The sequence below is a fragment of the Porticoccus sp. genome (assembly GCF_965660005.1).
Classification (GTDB): Bacteria; Pseudomonadota; Gammaproteobacteria; order Pseudomonadales; family Porticoccaceae; genus Porticoccus.
In genome coordinates this window covers 96,997-114,376 of record NZ_CBFHYF010000003.1, presented here as the reverse complement: position 1 = coordinate 114,376, position 17,380 = coordinate 96,997, and the positions used below count along the sequence as shown (strand labels likewise).

General features: G+C 54.8%; 16 protein-coding genes. 7 read left to right on the top strand and 9 right to left on the bottom strand.

Annotation, left to right across the window (positions count from 1 at the left end; all coding sequences use genetic code 11):
* Together ACTF5G_RS01815 and ACTF5G_RS01810 are read left to right on the top strand one after the other, a co-directional pair.
* On the top strand, positions 1 to 447 hold a 447-nt coding region (locus tag ACTF5G_RS01815; RefSeq protein ID WP_438951104.1), incomplete at its 5' end, for an integrase core domain-containing protein.
* A gap of 38 nt (positions 448 to 485) precedes the next feature.
* Entirely contained in the window at positions 486 to 1,241 is a 756-nt protein-coding gene (locus ACTF5G_RS01810) for a hypothetical protein (RefSeq protein ID WP_438951103.1), read from the top strand.
* Between the two features lie 417 nt (positions 1,242 to 1,658).
* Here the strand turns inward: ACTF5G_RS01810 and leuA are convergent, their stop codons facing one another.
* Positions 1,659 to 3,350 carry a 2-isopropylmalate synthase gene (leuA, locus tag ACTF5G_RS01805; RefSeq protein ID WP_438951102.1) on the bottom strand — a complete coding sequence of 564 codons (1,692 nt, stop codon included), beginning with the start codon at positions 3,348 to 3,350 and terminating at the stop codon, positions 1,659 to 1,661.
* A 222-nt stretch (positions 3,351 to 3,572) separates the two neighbouring features.
* Between leuA and ACTF5G_RS01800 the strand changes: the two genes are divergently transcribed.
* Positions 3,573 to 4,034 (top strand): Lrp/AsnC family transcriptional regulator, encoded by a 462-nt coding sequence (locus tag ACTF5G_RS01800; protein WP_438951101.1) that lies wholly within the window; start codon positions 3,573 to 3,575, stop codon positions 4,032 to 4,034.
* Positions 4,035 to 4,152: 118 nt separating this feature from the next.
* The gene (gene putA / locus ACTF5G_RS01795; protein WP_438951100.1) at positions 4,153 to 7,326 is read left to right on the top strand and encodes a bifunctional proline dehydrogenase/L-glutamate gamma-semialdehyde dehydrogenase PutA; all 3,174 of its coding nucleotides are present in this window, start codon (positions 4,153 to 4,155) and stop codon (positions 7,324 to 7,326) included.
* Here putA and ACTF5G_RS01790 read toward each other — a convergent pair.
* From ACTF5G_RS01790 to ACTF5G_RS01760, 7 genes are all read right to left on the bottom strand, one after another.
* On the bottom strand, positions 7,323 to 8,090 hold the full coding sequence (locus ACTF5G_RS01790) for an enoyl-CoA hydratase/isomerase family protein (protein ID WP_438951099.1): 768 nt from the start codon (positions 8,088 to 8,090) through the stop codon (positions 7,323 to 7,325). The two genes, putA and ACTF5G_RS01790, sit on opposite strands and share 4 nt — an antisense overlap.
* 24 nt (positions 8,091 to 8,114) lie before the next feature.
* Entirely contained in the window at positions 8,115 to 8,771 is a 657-nt protein-coding gene (gene can / locus ACTF5G_RS01785) for a carbonate dehydratase (protein WP_438951098.1), read from the bottom strand.
* 115 nt (positions 8,772 to 8,886) lie between these two features.
* On the bottom strand, positions 8,887 to 9,576 hold the full coding sequence (gene phoU / locus ACTF5G_RS01780) for a phosphate signaling complex protein PhoU (protein WP_438951097.1): 690 nt from the start codon (positions 9,574 to 9,576) through the stop codon (positions 8,887 to 8,889).
* Positions 9,577 to 9,586: 10 nt separating this feature from the next.
* A complete protein-coding gene (gene pstB / locus ACTF5G_RS01775; protein WP_438951113.1) occupies positions 9,587 to 10,399 on the bottom strand; it encodes a phosphate ABC transporter ATP-binding protein PstB in 813 nt (270 codons plus the stop codon).
* A 94-nt stretch (positions 10,400 to 10,493) separates the two neighbouring features.
* Positions 10,494 to 11,762, bottom strand: a complete 1,269-nt coding sequence (pstA, locus tag ACTF5G_RS01770) for a phosphate ABC transporter permease PstA (protein ID WP_438951096.1) — start codon at positions 11,760 to 11,762, stop codon at positions 10,494 to 10,496.
* A gap of 23 nt (positions 11,763 to 11,785) precedes the next feature.
* Positions 11,786 to 13,174: a phosphate ABC transporter permease subunit PstC gene (gene pstC, locus ACTF5G_RS01765; protein WP_438951095.1), complete on the bottom strand. Its 1,389-nt coding sequence runs from the start codon at positions 13,172 to 13,174 to the stop codon at positions 11,786 to 11,788.
* A 116-nt stretch (positions 13,175 to 13,290) separates the two neighbouring features.
* Positions 13,291 to 14,280 (bottom strand): substrate-binding domain-containing protein, encoded by a 990-nt coding sequence (locus tag ACTF5G_RS01760; protein WP_438951112.1) that lies wholly within the window; start codon positions 14,278 to 14,280, stop codon positions 13,291 to 13,293.
* 313 nt (positions 14,281 to 14,593) lie between these two features.
* Between ACTF5G_RS01760 and ACTF5G_RS01755 the strand changes: the two genes are divergently transcribed.
* Genes ACTF5G_RS01755 through ACTF5G_RS01745 form a run of 3 tightly spaced genes read left to right on the top strand, consistent with a single transcriptional unit; the run spans position 14,594 to position 16,954 of the window.
* Positions 14,594 to 15,151, top strand: a complete 558-nt coding sequence (locus ACTF5G_RS01755; RefSeq protein WP_438951094.1) for a TRAP transporter small permease subunit — start codon at positions 14,594 to 14,596, stop codon at positions 15,149 to 15,151.
* A complete protein-coding gene (locus ACTF5G_RS01750) occupies positions 15,151 to 16,521 on the top strand; it encodes a TRAP transporter large permease (protein ID WP_438951093.1) in 1,371 nt (456 codons plus the stop codon). The genes ACTF5G_RS01755 and ACTF5G_RS01750 overlap by 1 nt, the downstream gene beginning before the upstream one ends.
* A gap of 34 nt (positions 16,522 to 16,555) precedes the next feature.
* A complete protein-coding gene (locus ACTF5G_RS01745) occupies positions 16,556 to 16,954 on the top strand; it encodes an acyl-CoA thioesterase (RefSeq protein ID WP_438951092.1) in 399 nt (132 codons plus the stop codon).
* 109 nt (positions 16,955 to 17,063) lie between these two features.
* Here ACTF5G_RS01745 and ACTF5G_RS01740 read toward each other — a convergent pair whose 3' ends face one another.
* Positions 17,064 to 17,318, bottom strand: a complete 255-nt coding sequence (locus tag ACTF5G_RS01740; RefSeq protein WP_438951091.1) for a GrxA family glutaredoxin — start codon at positions 17,316 to 17,318, stop codon at positions 17,064 to 17,066.
* Positions 17,319 to 17,380 lie beyond the last annotated feature (62 nt).

The window sequence follows — 17,380 nt, the reverse complement described above, 5'->3', positions numbered from 1 at the left end:
GCTGATACGTTAGATGACGCTCTAGCCTTCGCTGACATTGAACAAGTAGAGGTCGCGTACCGACTCCGCCTGCTCAGTGACAATGGCCCATGCTATCTGTCATCTGATCTGGCCGATTACCTGAAGGGCCAGGGCATGACGCACACACGAGGGCGGCCCTATCACCCGCAAACGCAGGGCAAGATTGAACGCTGGCATCGTTCGATGAAGAACCAGATACTTTTGAACAATTATTACTTTCCGACAGAACTGGAAGAGCAGCTACACGGCTTCGTGCAGTACTACAATCACGAGCGTTACCATGAGTCGCTGAACAACCTGACACCTGCAGATATGTACTACAAACGAGGAGAAGAAATACTGGAGCAACGGGCCCTGATCAAACGCAACACCTTAGCGATGAGACGGAAAACGCACTACGATAGACAAGCAACCCCGATGAGCTAACTCTCTCTTAAATCAGGCGTGGCCAAGTCCGGATTTCTTTGACGACATACAATGATAGGCATGCCATTTTTAGAAACTCTAGCTCTAACTATACCGACAATGAAGATAAAAAAATTGAGGTTCCACCGGAAGATATAATTCTAAATTTCTTTGAGTTGGCGCCAGATTTCTCGGTACAAGGAGATATGATTAAGTATGATGAATCTCTAGACTACAAAATAGAATTGGGGGAGGTAGATCGTGCTCTTGTTGAAGCAATACTTGCATCTGACTCCGGCATTGTTACAAGGTCAGAATTATTAAAAGCTGGCATTGAACGGGGTTTGAATGAGTCTTCGTTACAGGTTTCGATCACATATTCCCCACTTTTAAAACATATCGGAATAGATACTTATAAGCTCATTGGAAAAAATTTAGAAACTGGCACACTTTTAGCCCACCGCGATATTGTAGCAAGTAAGACCAAGAGAAAAAGCTTACTCTTCAGCGACTGGCACCAAGGTTTGATTAGGCTTGTAGTACGATGTCCACAATTTAATTCTTTGGTGGTCGGTTCTCCATCAATGTTTAAAAGTTACCTGACGGATAAAAAATTTCGTGCTGTTGATGAAAATGGCGACTCTTTCGGGACTATTGGAATAAATTCACGTGGAACTATCTACGGGATGAATACGTTCGTGGCACAAAAAAATGTTAGAGAGAACGATATACTTGTCATTATGTTTGATATCTTGGACTCAGTAGCACATCTTCACATAGCTGATATTAATGAGTTTCAAGATATGGTCGACTAGTCTGTATTTAATAGCTCATCAGTTCTAGCAATCACAGGAACCGTTCGTTTCGCACACTCGAGGGTGTTCAAAACTCTGAGTCAGCCAATCAGCGGTTATAGGCTGATATAATATTAGGGTCAGTGTAAAAACTCACTTATCGATCTTCTCTCAATTCAATGGGCTTGGAGTCATTGATTTCCAGTTGAATTCTGGGGTAAGACCAGCTCTATTTTCTTTATTCACCGCAGCATCCAAGTCACCGAAAACCAGCGGCAGTTGAAGGGTTGGGAGAAAAAATTGTGACGTGAAAGGCATCTATCTTCCTTGATAGGAGGATGGCAACGGGGAAACAGCATCGTCGACTGAGGCAACCCTGCCAAATACTGGCCGCCGGGGTTGGAGAAACCCCGACAGTCCTATGGCCTATTAAGGGAGTTAGGCGCTGACTGCTGCCACCGGTTCTAATTCCTGTGCTACCCGCTGACGGTTAAGCCCATTAAAAATCGCCACAATCGCCGCACTGACAATATTCCGGTGCACCCCTACGCCGAATATCGCCGGGCCATCATCGATCTGCATTTCGATATAACACACTGCCTCCACTTCTGAACCAGTGCCCAGGGCGTGCTCGTGGTAGTCGATGATGCCAATATTCCCGTCCAGGGCTTTTACCGCCGCGTCAATGGTGCCGTTGCCAATGCCGTTTACTGTTATGGCTTTGCCATGCGCCACAAACCGGATCTGCACTTCGGTGGCACCTTTGTCACCGTGGCTGTGGGTGGTGACATCCGCATCTTCGAAACTGTAAGCGCCGTTATCCTGCAAGTACTCCTGTTCAAACAGGGCGAAAATATCGGCACTGCTGGCCTCGCGGCCCTGCCGGTCGGTGAAGGCCTTCACCACACGGCTGAACTCGATTTGCAGGCGACGCGGCAATTCCAGCCCGTACTGCTGTTGCAACAGGAAGCTGACGCCACCCTTGCCGGACTGGCTGTTGACCCGTACCACCGCTTCGTAACCCCGGTTCAGGTCCGCCGGGTCGATGGGCAGGTAGGGCACCTCCCAGACCTCGCCCTCCACCTGCTGGGCAAAGCCTTTCTTGATGGCATCCTGGTGGGAACCGGAAAAGGCGGTGAACACCAGCTCACCTGCATAGGGGTGGCGGGGGTGCACGGGCAACTGGTTGCATTCCTCGACGGTGCGGCGAATGGCCTCGATACGGGAAAAATCCAGCCCGGGGTGAACGCCCTGGGAATAGAGATTCAACGCCAGAGTGACAATATCCACATTGCCGGTGCGCTCACCGTTACCGAACAGGCAGCCCTCCACCCGGTCGGCACCGGCCATCAGCGCCAGTTCTGCCGCCGCCACGGCGGTGCCCCGGTCGTTGTGGGGGTGGACGCTGATAAGAATGCTGTCCCGGCGCGCCAGATTGCGGTCCATCCATTCCACCTGATCGGCATAGACGTTGGGGGTGGACATTTCCACCGTGGCCGGCAGATTGAAAATCATTTTGTGCTCGGGGGTCGGCTGCCAGATGGCGCTGACCGCGTCGCAGACCTCTTTGGCCACCGCCAGTTCGGTGCCGGAAAACACCTCCGGCGAGTACTGGTACACCCACTCGGTCTCCGGGTGCTGGCTAGTGTAGTGCTTGACCCAGCGGGTACCCTGCTCGGCGATGGCTTTCACCCCCGCCACATCGGTGTTGTAGACGATGCGGCGGAATTGTGGCGCCGTGGGGTTGTACAGGTGCACGATGGCGCGCCGGGCACCCACCACAGATGCCACAGTGCGGGCGATCAAATCCTCTCGCGCCTGGGTCAATACCTCAATGGTGACATCTTGGGGGATACGATCTTCCTCAATCAGGCGGCGCACGAAATTGAAGTCGGTGTCGGAGGCGGCTGGGAACGCCACTTCGATCTCCTTGAAACCAATCTCCACCAGCATCTCGAAAAAGCGCAGCTTGGTGTCCACCGACATGGGGTCGATCAGGGACTGGTTGCCGTCCCGCAGGTCGGTGCTCATCCAAATGGGCGGTTTTTCGAGGGTGCGGCCGGGCCAGCGGCGGTCGTGCAATTGCACCGGCACGAAAGCCCGGTATTTGCTGGCGGGATTGCTGATCATACGGTTCTCCAGAGTTATTGAATAAACCCTGAAAAAAGCCGGTAACCAAAGCAGAGGGGCGGGTAGCGGGACTCTGGGGGTACCGGGAGCTTCTGGCCCACTGCTTTTCTCAGGATGGTTGACAGTTTAATGCGTTAAAGGCGGCATTTTATTGCTACTTGTATAGTAATTTTTATTATTTAAGCAATAATATGTTTATATAAATATTAATTGAGCAATTATATGAAACTGGACGCCTACGACCGGGCAATTCTCAGAAAGCTGCAACAGGAAGGGCGCATCTCCAACCAGGATCTGGCGGAAAATGTGAACCTCTCGCCATCCCCCTGCCTACGCCGGGTGCGGTGTCTGGAAGAGGAAGGGGTTATCGATGGCTACACCGCCCGGCTGAATGCCCGGCGGCTGGGATTAAACCTGATGGCCTTTATCCAGATCAGTATGGACAAACATATTCCCGAGCGCTTCGAAGGGTTCGAATCGGCGGTTGCCAACTTCCCGGAGGTGCTGGAGTGCCACTTGATCACCGGACAGGCGGCGGACTACTTGCTCAAGGTGGTGGTGGAGGATATGGACGGCTACCAGCGGTTTTTGCTGAATAAAATTACCCGTATCGAGGGGGTATCCGGAGTGCAATCTTCCTTTGTGTTGAAATCGCCGCAGAATACGGCAGCATTGCCGGTATGAACACCTATCACTTGCTGAGGTTTTTTCTGCCACTGTAACAAGGGCAGCATAGCTATTCGAAACTTGCCAGATCAGCGTCCATACTTAACTCAGCGCCCATCTTTCTCTCCGGATAGCCATGACATTGACCGATCTCAGAACCCGGATTCAACAAACCACCATTGCCGACGAGCACGGTTGTGTCGAACGACTGCTGGCGGCCTTCCCGCTCAGCGAGACACCGCAACAGCAATCACTTATTCAGGCCCGCCAATTGGTAGAGAGTTGCCGAGAGACAACCGAGGGCAAATACCTGCTGGATGCCTTTTTACAGGAATTCGGCCTGTCCAATCGCGAAGGCGTTGCCCTGATGTGTCTGGCGGAGGCACTGCTGCGGGTGCCGGATGAGGCCACCGCCGATAAACTGATCGCAGAAAAAATTCGCGACGGCAACTGGGCCAATCACCGTGGGCACTCGGATTCCCTGTTCGTCAATGCCTCGGTCTGGGGCCTGATGCTCAGGGGTGCGATGCTGCCCCTGGGTGAATTCCCGCTGACTGAAGAGATCACCGCAGATACCAGCCGCTGGATGAAACCATTGGTGAGCCGACTGAGCGAACCGGTGGTAAGACGGGCCATGTTGCGGGCCATGCAGATGATGGGCAGCCACTATGTGCTGGGCCAGACCCTGCCCGAAGCCATCGCCAGGGGCCATGACGAGGCACCACCGAATACCCGGTTTTCCTTTGATATGCTGGGTGAAGGGGCCCGCACGGAAGCGGACACCCGGCGTTATTTCGAGGCCTATGCGGCCGCCATTGAAACCATCGGCAATGCCAGCCGGAACGCGACTACAGCCCCCACCTCACCCCGTACCTCGGATGGCATTTCGGTCAAGCTGTCCGCCCTGCACCCCCGCTATCAATTCAGTCAGCGGGATCTGGTGATGCGCGAACTGCTGCCGCGCATCCGTGAGCTGGCCATGGCTGCCCGAGGGCACCGTATCGGCCTGAGCATTGATGCCGAGGAGGCCGCCAGACTGGAGCTGTCCCTCGATATTTTTGAAGCGCTGGCCCACGACCCTGCGCTGGCTGACTGGAATGGTCTGGGCTTTGTGCTACAGGCCTACCAGAAACGTGCCCCGGCTGTGGTTCCCTGGTTGATCAGGCTGGCCGGCGAAACCCGTCACCAATTCATGGTCAGGCTGGTGAAAGGCGCCTATTGGGATACAGAGATCAAACTCGCCCAGCAACAGGGACTGGCGGACTACCCGGTGTTTACCCGCAAGGCACATACGGACCTCTGTTACCTGCACTGTGCGCAACAGCTGCTCGCGGCGCCGGGAGCCGTTTATCCGCAATTTGCTACCCACAACGCCCAGACCATCACCACCATTCAGCAGCTGGCCGGCGATGCCCCCTATGAATTCCAGCGCCTGCACGGCATGGGCGAGGTACTCTACGGGCAATGGCAACATGGGCAATCGCAACGGCAGCCGGCTGATCTGCCACCGGTAAGGGTTTACGCGCCGGTGGGCGAACACCGCGATCTGTTGCCCTATCTGGTGAGGCGTTTACTGGAAAACGGCGCCAACAGCTCCTTTTTAAACCACCTGCTGGATGAGCAGATGTCGGTGGATTCTCTGGTGAGCCCCCTGCTACCCCAGATTCGCTCGGTGACGCCCCATCGCCACCGACTGATTCCATTACCGGTGGATATCTACCGCGCCGCCGGTGAAGAGCGTGCCGGGGCGGCCGGTTTGGACCTGAACAATCCACTGATCAGTGAACCACTGGTTGCCGCACTCAACGAGACACCCGTCCCTGTCCAGGCTGGACCCGTGGTGGGCGGGGAATGGATACAGCGGGACCCGCAGCCGGTCCTGTCCCCCGCCGATGGCATAACGGTGGTGGGCCACTGCACGATGGCCAACGATGAGGATGTGGCCAAAGCCCTGCAGCAGGCGGCCACAGCACAGTGGGAATGGAACCAGCGCGGCGGTACCGCACGCACTGACATACTGGAACGCATGGCCGAGCTGCTGGCAGAACATCAGCTGGCGCTGTTGAAGCTGATTGTGCAGGAGGCGGGGCGCACAATTGCCGATGCGCTGGCCGAGGTCCGGGAAGCAATCGACTTCTGCCACTATTACGCCCTGCAGGCCCGCTACCGGTTTTCCGGGGGTATCGATCTGCCCGGCCCCACCGGAGAGAGCAACCAGCTCTGTCTCGAAGGCCGGGGCGTGTTTCTCTGCATCAGTCCGTGGAATTTCCCGCTGGCGATTTTTACCGGACAGACCGCAGCGGCATTGGTGGCAGGCAATGCGGTGATCGCCAAACCCGCCCTGCAGACACCGCTGGTGGCCGCCAAAGCCACAGAACTGTTCCATCGGGCCGGTGTTCCAGTCGATGTGTTGCACCTCCTGCCTGGCGAGGGCGCAAAACTGGGCGAACGGTTGCTGCCGGATCCACGAATCGCCGGCGTTGCCTTTACCGGCTCCACCGCTACGGCCAAAACCATCCAGCGCCAGCTGGCCCGTCGCCCCGGTGCCATCGTGCCACTGATCGCGGAGACCGGTGGCCAGAATGTCATGCTGGTGGATTCCACCGCCCTGCCGGAACAGGTGGTGGACGATGTGATTTATTCGTCTTTCCTCAGTGCCGGGCAACGTTGCTCGGCACTGCGAGTGCTGTTCATTCAGAACGATATTGCCGATGACCTGCTGACGACGCTTACCGGCGCACTGCAAACCCTGAAAGTTGGCAATCCCGCCAGCCTGGCTACCGATATAGGCCCGGTGATTGACGGGCGCGCCAGGGATACGCTGATGGCCCATATCGAGCGGATAAGCCGGGAAGGCACATTACTGGGGAGTCTGAAAACGGAACAGATACCCTCGCGAGGATATTTTGTGGCGCCGCATCTGGTTGAGATCGACTCACTGGCGCAACTGCCGGAAGAAGTGTTTGGACCAATCCTGCATGTGATTCGCTATCGCGCCGCAGACATTGACCGGGTACTGGCGCAAATCAACGACAGTGGCTTTGGTCTGACACTGGGGATTCAAAGCCGCCTGAAACGGTTTGCCGATTATGTGTTCAGCCATACCCGGGTAGGCAATACCTATATCAACCGCAACATGGTGGGCGCTGTGGTGGGCAGCAATCCCTTTGGCGGCTGCGGACTATCCGGCACCGGCCCGAAAGCCGGAGGCCCCCACTACCTGATGGCCTTTGCGACCGAGAAAACCCGCACGGAAAATACCACTGCTCGCGGCGGCAATACGGCGTTGTTTTCGCTGCCGGATAATTAGCGGTGGGTAAAATTCGGTTGGCGATTTTCCCAGCGCGCCCGCAGCCCTTCCTGCAGATCTCCGGAGCGGTGGCAGCGCAGGGTCAACGCGAGGGTATCGGCAGGGTCAACATTGCCATCTGCCGCCTGATCGCAGAGCTGCTTCATGACGCTTACTGCGGTCGGTGAGAGTGGTGTCAATGTGCCCACCAGTTTCGAAGTTTCCACCTCAAGCTCATCCTGAAGCACCAGATGGGTCAGGTAACCGGCCCGCAACAGCATTTCTGCATCCAGCACTTCCGCTGCCACCAGAATCCGTTTGGCCGTGGTGACACCCAGTCGCTTCACATAGCGGCGAATGCCGTTGGGCGGATAGCAGAGACCGATTTCGGCGGCAGGCACCTTGAGCCGCATACCGTAAACACCTATCCGGAAATCGCAGCACAGGGCAATTTCCGAGCCACCTCCGTAGACACTGCCATTGAGTGCACAGATCACCGGCATGGGCATGGCCGTGAGTCGATCAGTGAGGGTTTCAAGTTTATCACCGGTCAGGTCGCCCGAAGTCACCTCTTCGAGCGATGCGCCAGCGCAAAAGGTTTTCTCCCCCTGACCGGTGATCACCAGGACCCGGATATCCCGGTTGGCGTCCACCTGATTCAGGCAATCGATAAACAGATCAATGCCAGCGGCAGTCAGTGAATTGTGTTTGGCTGGGTTATTGAGAAGGATGTGAGCTACCGCTCCTTCCATGGATAGCACAACCGGGGCGTCCAAATTGCTCATAGTTTCGGGCTCTTGTATTCGGGATCAGGTGGGTTCGGCATAGCGTTGTTTGATGCCTTCGACAGCTGCGTGATAGACGTTGCGCATTTCTTCACGACAACTGATATTCATGTTCAGATCGCGCAACAGGCCATCGGCAATACCGTAAATCCAGCCATGCACCGTCAGCGACTGACCGCGGATCCAGGCATCCCTGATGATGTTGGTTTTACAGACATTGACCACCTGCTCAATGACGTTCAATTCACAGACCTGATCGATGACCCGGTCTTCATCGGCATTATCGGTCAGGTAAGTCTGATGGATGTACTGCACATCCTGAACATTCAACAGCCAATGGTCGATCAATCCCAGATTTTGCTTCAAGACGGCGGCTTTGACACCACCACAGCCATAGTGACCAGTCACTATCACGTGCTTGACCTTGAGATATTCGACGGCATACTGCATCACTGAGAGGCAGTTGAGGTCACTGTGCACCACCATATTGGCCACATTTCGGTGGACAAATAATTCGCCGGGCATCAGGCCGACAATTTCATTGGCCGGCACCCGGCTATCGGAACAGCCGATCCACAAATACTCCGGCGTTTGCTGTTTTAAAAGCCGCTCAAAAAAGGAGGGATCGTTCTTTTTCTGGGCCGCGGCCCAGGCAACATTGTTCTCAAACAGTTGTTTCACTGTGAATACTCCACCGGACTCTTTCAGGCAACAAGTGTACGGTCAGTGGGGATACAAAAAAACCGGATTTTTAATCCGGTTTTTAAAGTGAGTCTGGCCGTGTCGCTACGGTGATTCAACCGGGGTCGCGATGCCGGATATCCCGACCCTGCACCAGATAGACGATATGCTCGCAGATATTCTTGGCGTGGTCGCCAATGCGCTCCAGGGAGCGCAGTGTCCAGAGAATATTCATGGAACGCGAAATACTGCGGGGGTCTTCCATCATGTAAGTGATCATTTCACGCAGGGCAGACTTGTAGTCCATATCCACCTGACGGTCGTCTTTCATCGTGGCGATTGCCGACTCGGCATCAAAACGTGAGAAGGCGTCCAGGGCATCATTGAGCATTTTTCTCACACAATTGCCGATATGACGCACCTCGGTATAGCCCCGGGGAGCGCTGCCATGCTCGGAGAGCAAAATCGCCATTTTGGCAATTTTGTTGGCTTCGTCACCGATCCGCTCCAGATCCCTAAGTGTCTTGGACACGGCGAGCACCATCCGAAGATCACTGGCCGCTGGCTGACGCCGGGCAATCAGGGTGGTGCAGGTATCATCAATGTCCATTTCCATGGCATCGATTCTGGATTCCACCTCGATGACTTTATCTGCCAACGTGCTGTCAGCATCTTCCAGAGCACGAATTGCATCGGCTACCTGTTTTTCCACCAGGCCACCCATTTCCAGCATGCTGCTCCTGATTTCTTCCAGGTCTTCATTAAATTGTCTGGAAATATGTTGGTCGAGATTCAAGTTGTCCATCCTCAGCTCCTTAGCCAAAGCGTCCTGTGATATAGGCTTCCGTCAGCTCGTGTTGCGGCTTGGTGAAGACGGTGTCGGTGTCGTTCATTTCGATCAGCCAGCCGAGGTGGAAATAGGCGGTGCGCTGGGAAACCCTTGCGGCCTGCTGCATCGAGTGGGTCACGATGGCGATGGTATAGGACTCACTCAACTCCCTGATCAGCTCTTCAATCCTGGCGGTGGCAATCGGGTCCAGGGCCGAGCAAGGCTCGTCCATCAATACCACTTCCGGGCTGACGGCAATGGTCCTGGCAATACATAGCCGTTGTTGCTGCCCACCGGAAAGGCCGGTACCGGGAGAGTCCAGACGATCTTTCACCTCGTCCCACAACCCCGCCTTGCGCAAGCTGTTTTCGACAATCTCGTCCAGATCGGTTTTGCGATTGGCCAGGCCGTGGATGCGCGGGCCGTAGGCGACGTTGTCATAAATCGACTTGGGAAAGGGATTGGGCTTCTGGAACACCATTCCGACCCGGGCGCGCAGTTCCACCACATCCAGCTTCGGGTCGTAAATATCCTGATCTTCCAGATACAGGCTGCCCTGAACACAGCAGATATCAATCGTATCATTCATCCGGTTCATGCAGCGCAGGAAGGTGGATTTACCACAACCACTGGGGCCGATCAGTGCCACCACCTCGTTTTTACCGATATCAAGACTGATGCCGTGGATCGCCTGATCCGTATCATAAAACACATCAACATCGCGCATGCGCATCTTTGGGTCATCCACAAAGGGTGCGCCAACGGTCTTTTCCGGAATAAACAAATTTTCTTCTGCCATAATCTGCTCTTGTGCATCAACTCTTCGGTCCACCTGCACAGCATCCTGAAACACATTTATTTTTTCTGCAATATCCATTGTTTCTTCCTGTCAGTTACCAGCGACGTTCCAGGCGTTTGCGCATGACCACCGCCAGGGTATTCATGGTGATGAGAAATGTCATAAGTACCATGATGGCTGCCGATGTCATGGTGACAAACGATTGTTCGGGGCTGCTGGCCCAGAGAAATACCTGAACCGGCAAGACCGTGGCGGCATCCAGTGCCCCAGCGGGCAGCTCAACGATAAATGCCACCATGCCAATCATCAGCAACGGGGCTGTTTCGCCCAGGGCCTGGGCCATTCCAATGATGCCACCGGTCAGCATGCCCGGTAGCGCCAGCGGCAAGACAAATTGCAGTACCACCTGCATTTTTGAGGCGCCCAGCCCCATGGCCGCCTGGCGAATGCTGGGGGGAACCGCCTTGATTGCTGCACGACTGGAAATAATGATGGTGGGCAACGTCATCAACGTCAGTACCAACCCACCCACCAGGGGAATCGAGCGCGGCATGCCGAACAGGCCGATGAATACTGCCAGCCCCAGTAAACCGAAGATGATGGAGGGCACAGCGGCCAGATTGTTGATATTCACTTCGATAAAGTCGGTGAAGCGATTTTTCGGCGCAAACTCCTCCAGATAAACAGCCGCGGCCACCCCGATGGGGAAACTCAGCGCCAATGTCACCAGCATGGTGAATAGAGAGCCCAGTATCGCACCCAGAATACCGGCCTGTTCCGGTTCACGGGAATCGCCCCGGGTAAACAGCGAGTGATTAAAACCCGCTCGAATCTCCTGAGTTTGCTCCAGTTCAACCATCCAGGCTCGCTGTTGTTCGCTGAGACGGGCCGTTTTACGCTTTGCCTCACTGCTCTTCAGAAACATATCTGCATCATCATCGAGCTGTAACCACAACGTGCGGGTCTGGCCGAGTAACTCCGGTGAGTCTTCCAGCATGTTCCGCAGTAGATACCCCGCAGCGGTGCTGACCAGGGCATACAGTGCGCGCTTGTCTTCACGCCCTTCCACACCGGGAAAGCGTGCCAGCAGGGCCTCGCGGACAATGCCTTCGTAGTTGCCGTACTGCAATTGTTCCGGGTCGCGCGGATCGTCTATTTCCAGGATTTCCGGATCAAAGGTAATCTGCAGAGAGACGGAATATTCGTAAAATGCCCGATAGCCCTTGCCAATGATGTCGGTGAACAGCAACAGCAGCGCCAACAGACCAATACTGATGGCACAGATACCATAGACCTTGAAGCGTTTTTCCGCCCGATAGCGCCGTGCCAGCGTTTTGCGGACCTGCTCAGTGGTTTCACTCATACTTTATTCTCCTGCAGCCGAGTCTATTCGTACTGTTCCCGGTATTTCTTGACGACGTGCAGAGCAACCACATTCATCAGCAGCGTGGTGACAAACAGCATCAGGCCCAGGGCAAATGCCGCCAGTGTTTTGGCGCTGTCGAATTCCTGATCCCCGGTCAGCAGCGTGACAATCTGTACCGTGATGGTGGTGACAGCCTGCAAGGGATTGGCGGTGAGATTTGCCGCCAGACCGGCCGCCATCACGACAATCATGGTTTCACCGATGGCCCGTGAAGCCGCCAGTAGAATACCGCCCATAATGCCCGGCAGCGCCGCGGGGAAAATCACCTTTTTGATGGTTTCCGAACGCGTGGCACCAAGGCCCAGTGAAGCATCCCGCATCGCTCTGGGCACGGCGGTGATCACATCGTCAGACAGGGACGAGACAAAGGGAATCAACATGATCCCCATCACCAGTCCGGCAGCCAGCGCAGATTCAGATGAAACGGACAACCCCAGGAACTGGCCGACATCGCGAATAAAAGGCGCCACGGTGAGCGCAGCAAAAAAACCGTACACAACGGTTGGCACACCAGCCAGCACTTCCAGTGCCGGCTTGGCGAAAGATCGCACCTTGGAGTGGGCATATTCCGCCAGATAAATGGCCGACATCAGCCCCACGGGTACCGCCACGATCAGGGCAATGGCAGAAATCAGCAGGGTGCCAGCGAACAACGGCACAGCACCAAAGGCACCCTCCGAGGCCACCTGGTCCGCACGCAGCGCCATTTGCGGGCTCCAGTTGAGCCCGAATAGGAAATCCGTGATTGGTACCTGACCAAAAAACCGGATCGATTCAAACAGCACAGAGAACACGATGCCGACCGTGGTCACAACAGCCAGTACCGCGCAGAGCATGAAGATGACCAGCAATACCCGCTCCACCTGTTCGCGGGCAGGCAGCCTAGCGGAAACGCGCAACCATGCCCAGGCACCACCCAGCATGGCCAGTACAATCACGACCACGGCCATGGCCATGGCACTGATCGATTGCAGCTGGTTCAATCGTTCGGCGGCTTTGGCCACGGCGGCATCCACGAAATCCGGTGGCAGTGCACCACTGGCAACATTGCCTATCTGGCTGAGAGCCAGGTTGCGTGCAGTGTCATCCACCGGTTGCAGCCCTGCGGGCAGGCTGTCCAATACCATGATACGGATCAGGGTCTGATCGAATACCATCCAGAACACCAGCACCATCAGTGCCGGCAGCGCACACCAGATCGCCGAGCGCATCGCATAGTAAAACGGCAGCGAGCGCAGATGACGGATACCACCCAACGGCTGTGCAACCTGCAGTGCCCGGTGGCGACCCATGATGAAGGCCGTAACAATCATCGCGGCAAGTATTAATAATAACTGTCCGGTCTGCATGAACTGCTCCAGTCTCTCTCCGTCATCAACATTTATTCAGTGACGTGAACTTCCCGATAACCGGGGACAAAAAAGCCCGACGTATTTCACGCCGGGCCGGGTGACTCTAGTCTGGCTTATTCAAACTCTTTGCCTGTCATGCTGTTGAGCGATTTGGCGTTATTTGCCCATGTCATGCGCTCATTTTTTGGTGACGGAATCAGGCCCTTGTCCGCCAGATAGCCTTTATCGCCCCAGGCGCGATCATTGGTGAACTCTTTCACGTACTCCTGGATACCGGGAATCACACCGACGTGGGCTTTTTTCACGTAGAAGAACATGGAGCGGGCCATCGGGTATTCACCACTGCCGACTGTTTCCATGTTCGGGCTGACACCTTTGATTTTTACGGCTTTCACAATAGAGCGGTTCTGATCGAGGAACGAGAAGCCAAAGACGCCCAGTATAGTGGGTGAAGATTCCAGTTTCTGAACGATCAGATTATCGTTTTCGCCAGCTTCGATGTAGTGGCCATCTTCGCGAATGCTGCGACACACGGATTTGTATTTGTTTTTGTCCTGAGCTTTCATCGCTTTTAACCAGGGGAACGTTTTGCAGCCGCCTTCAACACCCAGTTCGTTGAACGAATCGCGGGTACCGGAAGTAGGCGGCGGACCTACCACTTCAATTTTGACATTTGGCAGTGCCGGATTGACGTCTTTCCAAGTTTTGTAGGGATTGGGCACCAGCTCTTCTGTGCCGTTCGGATTTGGCACATCCTTGGCCATCGCCAGGTACAGATCACGCAGGGAAATATCGAGATCCGCTCCTTTTACGGAATTGGCGACTACCAGACCATCATATCCGATCTGCACTTCGGTAATATCTTTAACACCGTTGGAGTTGCACAGCTCAAACTCCGACTGCTTCATACGACGGGAAGCATTGGTGATATCGGGATGCTGGGTACCGACACCCTGACAGAACAGCTTTAGTCCACCACCGGAACCGGTGGATTCAATTTTGGGGGTCGGGAAACTGGTGTTGCGGCCGAACCGTTCTGCCACCACAGTGGCAAAGGGGTAGACGGTGGATGAACCGACTATGGAAACGGTATCACGAGCCATTGCTGGCACACTGGATAGAGCCAGTGCTGCAGCGAGTACTAATTTATGGATATTTTTCACGTTTGCCTCCAGGGCTGATCATTAACATCGGGACTGATGCTAGTGGTCTATCGTGACAACTCTATGAATCTTGTATGACAGTAATGTGACAGCTATCAGATGCCAATATATATACAGGCTTCCAGCTGGATTGCCATGCCGGCTTCATCTTTGCCACAAGCGCCTTTCATGACCTGCCCGACCGGACAGGTTTGTTCTGGTCGCGACCGGCTCGGTCTTATAAACTGTGCGGCAGTTGCGAGAGATAATAAAAATGCCTCGACTTGTTCATTTTCTTGAGAGTCTGGCCAGGGGTATCGACTGTTTTACCGAATGGACCGGCAAGCTGGTCGCCTGGTTGACCCTCGCCATGATGGCACTGACCTGCCTGGTGGTGGTGATGCGCTACTTCCTGCAGTCCGGCTCGATCGCCCTGCAGGAATCCGTCACGTATCTTCACGCGCTGGTTTTCCTGCTGGGTGCAGCTTCTACGCTGAAACGCGGCGGTCATGTCCGTGTGGATATTTTCTATCAACATTACAGCCCCCGTATCAAGGCACTGGTAGATGCACTGGGCGGTCTGCTGTTTCTAATCCCCGTGTGCCTTTTGATACTGCTGTTCTGCTGGGAATACGTCGAGAACAGCTGGGCAATCCGGGAAGTTTCCAGGGAAGCGAAGGGGTTGCCGTGGGTATACCTGCTGAAAACACTGCTCATCGTCATGCCGGTGACTCTACTGTTACAGGGCATAGCGGAGTTGATCAAAAATCTGCTGTTTTTCTTTGGCCTGACCCAGATACAGACCATTGAACATCAGGAGCACCTGCTCTGATGGCTGAATACATTCCCCTGCTGATGTTTGCGGTAGTCTGTCTGATGCTCATGGGGGGCTACCCGGTGGCACTCTCGCTGGCAGGGACTGCCCTGATTTTTGCGATGGTGGGCACCGCTACCGGCCATTTTGATATGTCCTTTTTGCATGCCCTGCCCAACCGGCTATACGGCACGATCGATAACACCACCCTGATCGCGGTACCCCTGTTTGTCCTGATGGGCGTGATGCTGGAGAAATCCAGGTTGGCGGAGGACCTGCTGGACAGCATGGCCCTGCTATTTGGCAAGTTCAAGGGAGGTCTGGGCATTTCAGTGGTGGTGGTGGGTATGCTGCTGGCCGCCAGTACCGGGATTGTCGGCGCCACAGTGGTAGCCATGGGCCTGATGTCCCTGCCCACCATGTTGAAACGGGGTTATGACCCCGCACTGGCAACCGGCTCGATCTGTGCTACCGGGACGTTGGGCCAGATCATTCCACCTTCAATTGCACTGGTTCTGCTGGGCGACATCCTGTCCAGCGCCTATCAGCAGGCCCAGCTCGGGCTGGGTATTTTCAATCCCAAGACGATCTCCATCGGAGATCTTTTTGTCGGCGCCATTGTGCCCGGCACACTGCTGGTAATCATGTACATTCTGTATTTGATTCTCATCTCGCGAATTAAACCGCAACTTGCCCCGGTGGTTGAAATCGACGGGGATTCAAACCTCTCACCCACCAGGTTACTGCGCAGCCTGTTGCCGCCGGTGGCATTGATCGTGGCCGTACTGGGCTCGATCCTCAGTGGTGCCGCCACCCCCACGGAAGCGGCGGGCGTCGGCGCGATGGGCGCCACACTGCTGGCTTTGGGTCGCCGGCAACTGACCATGAAAAGATTGCGCGACGTCACGCAGTCAACCACTGAAGTCACTGCCATGGTGTTTCTGATTCTGATCGGTGCCGCGATATTTTCACTGATCTTCCGGGGTTTTGGTGGCGAGGAATTGATGGAGGATCTGTTCAATCGTATTCCCGGCGGGATTATCGGTGCCACACTGGTGGTCATGGTGGTGATTTTTCTACTGGGTTTTATTCTCGACTTTATCGAAATTACATTTGTCGTCGTACCCATCGTCGGACCTATTTTGCTGGCAATGGGGCTCGATCCAATATGGCTTGGTATCATGATCGCCATCAATCTGCAAACCTCTTTTCTGACACCGCCGTTTGGCTTTGCCCTGTTCTATCTGCGCGGTGTCGCACCCCCCTCGGTGGCGACCCGTGATATCTACCGTGGCGTCGTGCCCTTTATCATCATTCAGCTATTGCTGATGTTGATGTTGGCCATCTGGCCACCACTGGCCACCTGGCTGCCATCGGTGGTTTTTTGAAACCCCCACCGGATCCAATAATAAGGAGTAGAGCTTGACCGAGATTAATCAACCGCCGGCACCCCGTGGCGAACTCACCCTGCAAACCATTGCCATGCCCAAGGACACCAACTCCAGTGGTGATATTTTTGGCGGCTGGCTGCTCTCGCAAATGGATCTTGGCAGTTCCATTCTTTCTCAGCGAATTGCGCGAGGTCGCGTGGCAACGGTTGCGATCAGTGAAATGTCGTTTCTTCGACCGGTTCCGGTTGGCGCCATCGTCAGTTGCTACTGCGAGCTGATGCAGGTTGGCAGCAGTTCCATGACCATCAACGTTGAAGTCTGGATCAATATTGAACCCACCAATGAGCCCGCGAAAGTGACAGAGGGGCAGTTTGTCTTCGTTGCCATCGACGAACAGGGGAACACCCGCACGGTCAAAAAAGACAAATAAAAACGGTACTGGTGTTGAGCCAATACCGTTCTGTATGTTTATGCAGAGGTGTGCATATGGTCGTGTGTCAGGCCCGGGTCCATTTCAGGCGGGGACTGCTGAAGCCTGCTCAGGCCTGCTGCGTAGGATCTGTTTTCTCAAAATATTCGGTCAGTTCCTGAAAACCACCGATATATTGCTTGCCATGAAATATCTGTGGCACTGTATTGACCGGCTGTCCAATCGTTTTCGCCAGGTCTGCCGGGGTGATACCCTCATCGTGGATATTCACATAACGGTATTCCAGCCCCTTTGCTTCCATCAGAGCTTTAGCCCGGCGACAGAAACCACAGGCATCGTGACCGAAGATCGTAAAAGGTTGCATGGTTCATCTCCTGCTGGAATCGGATGTTTATAGTAAATACTTTAACTTTCCACCAACAATAG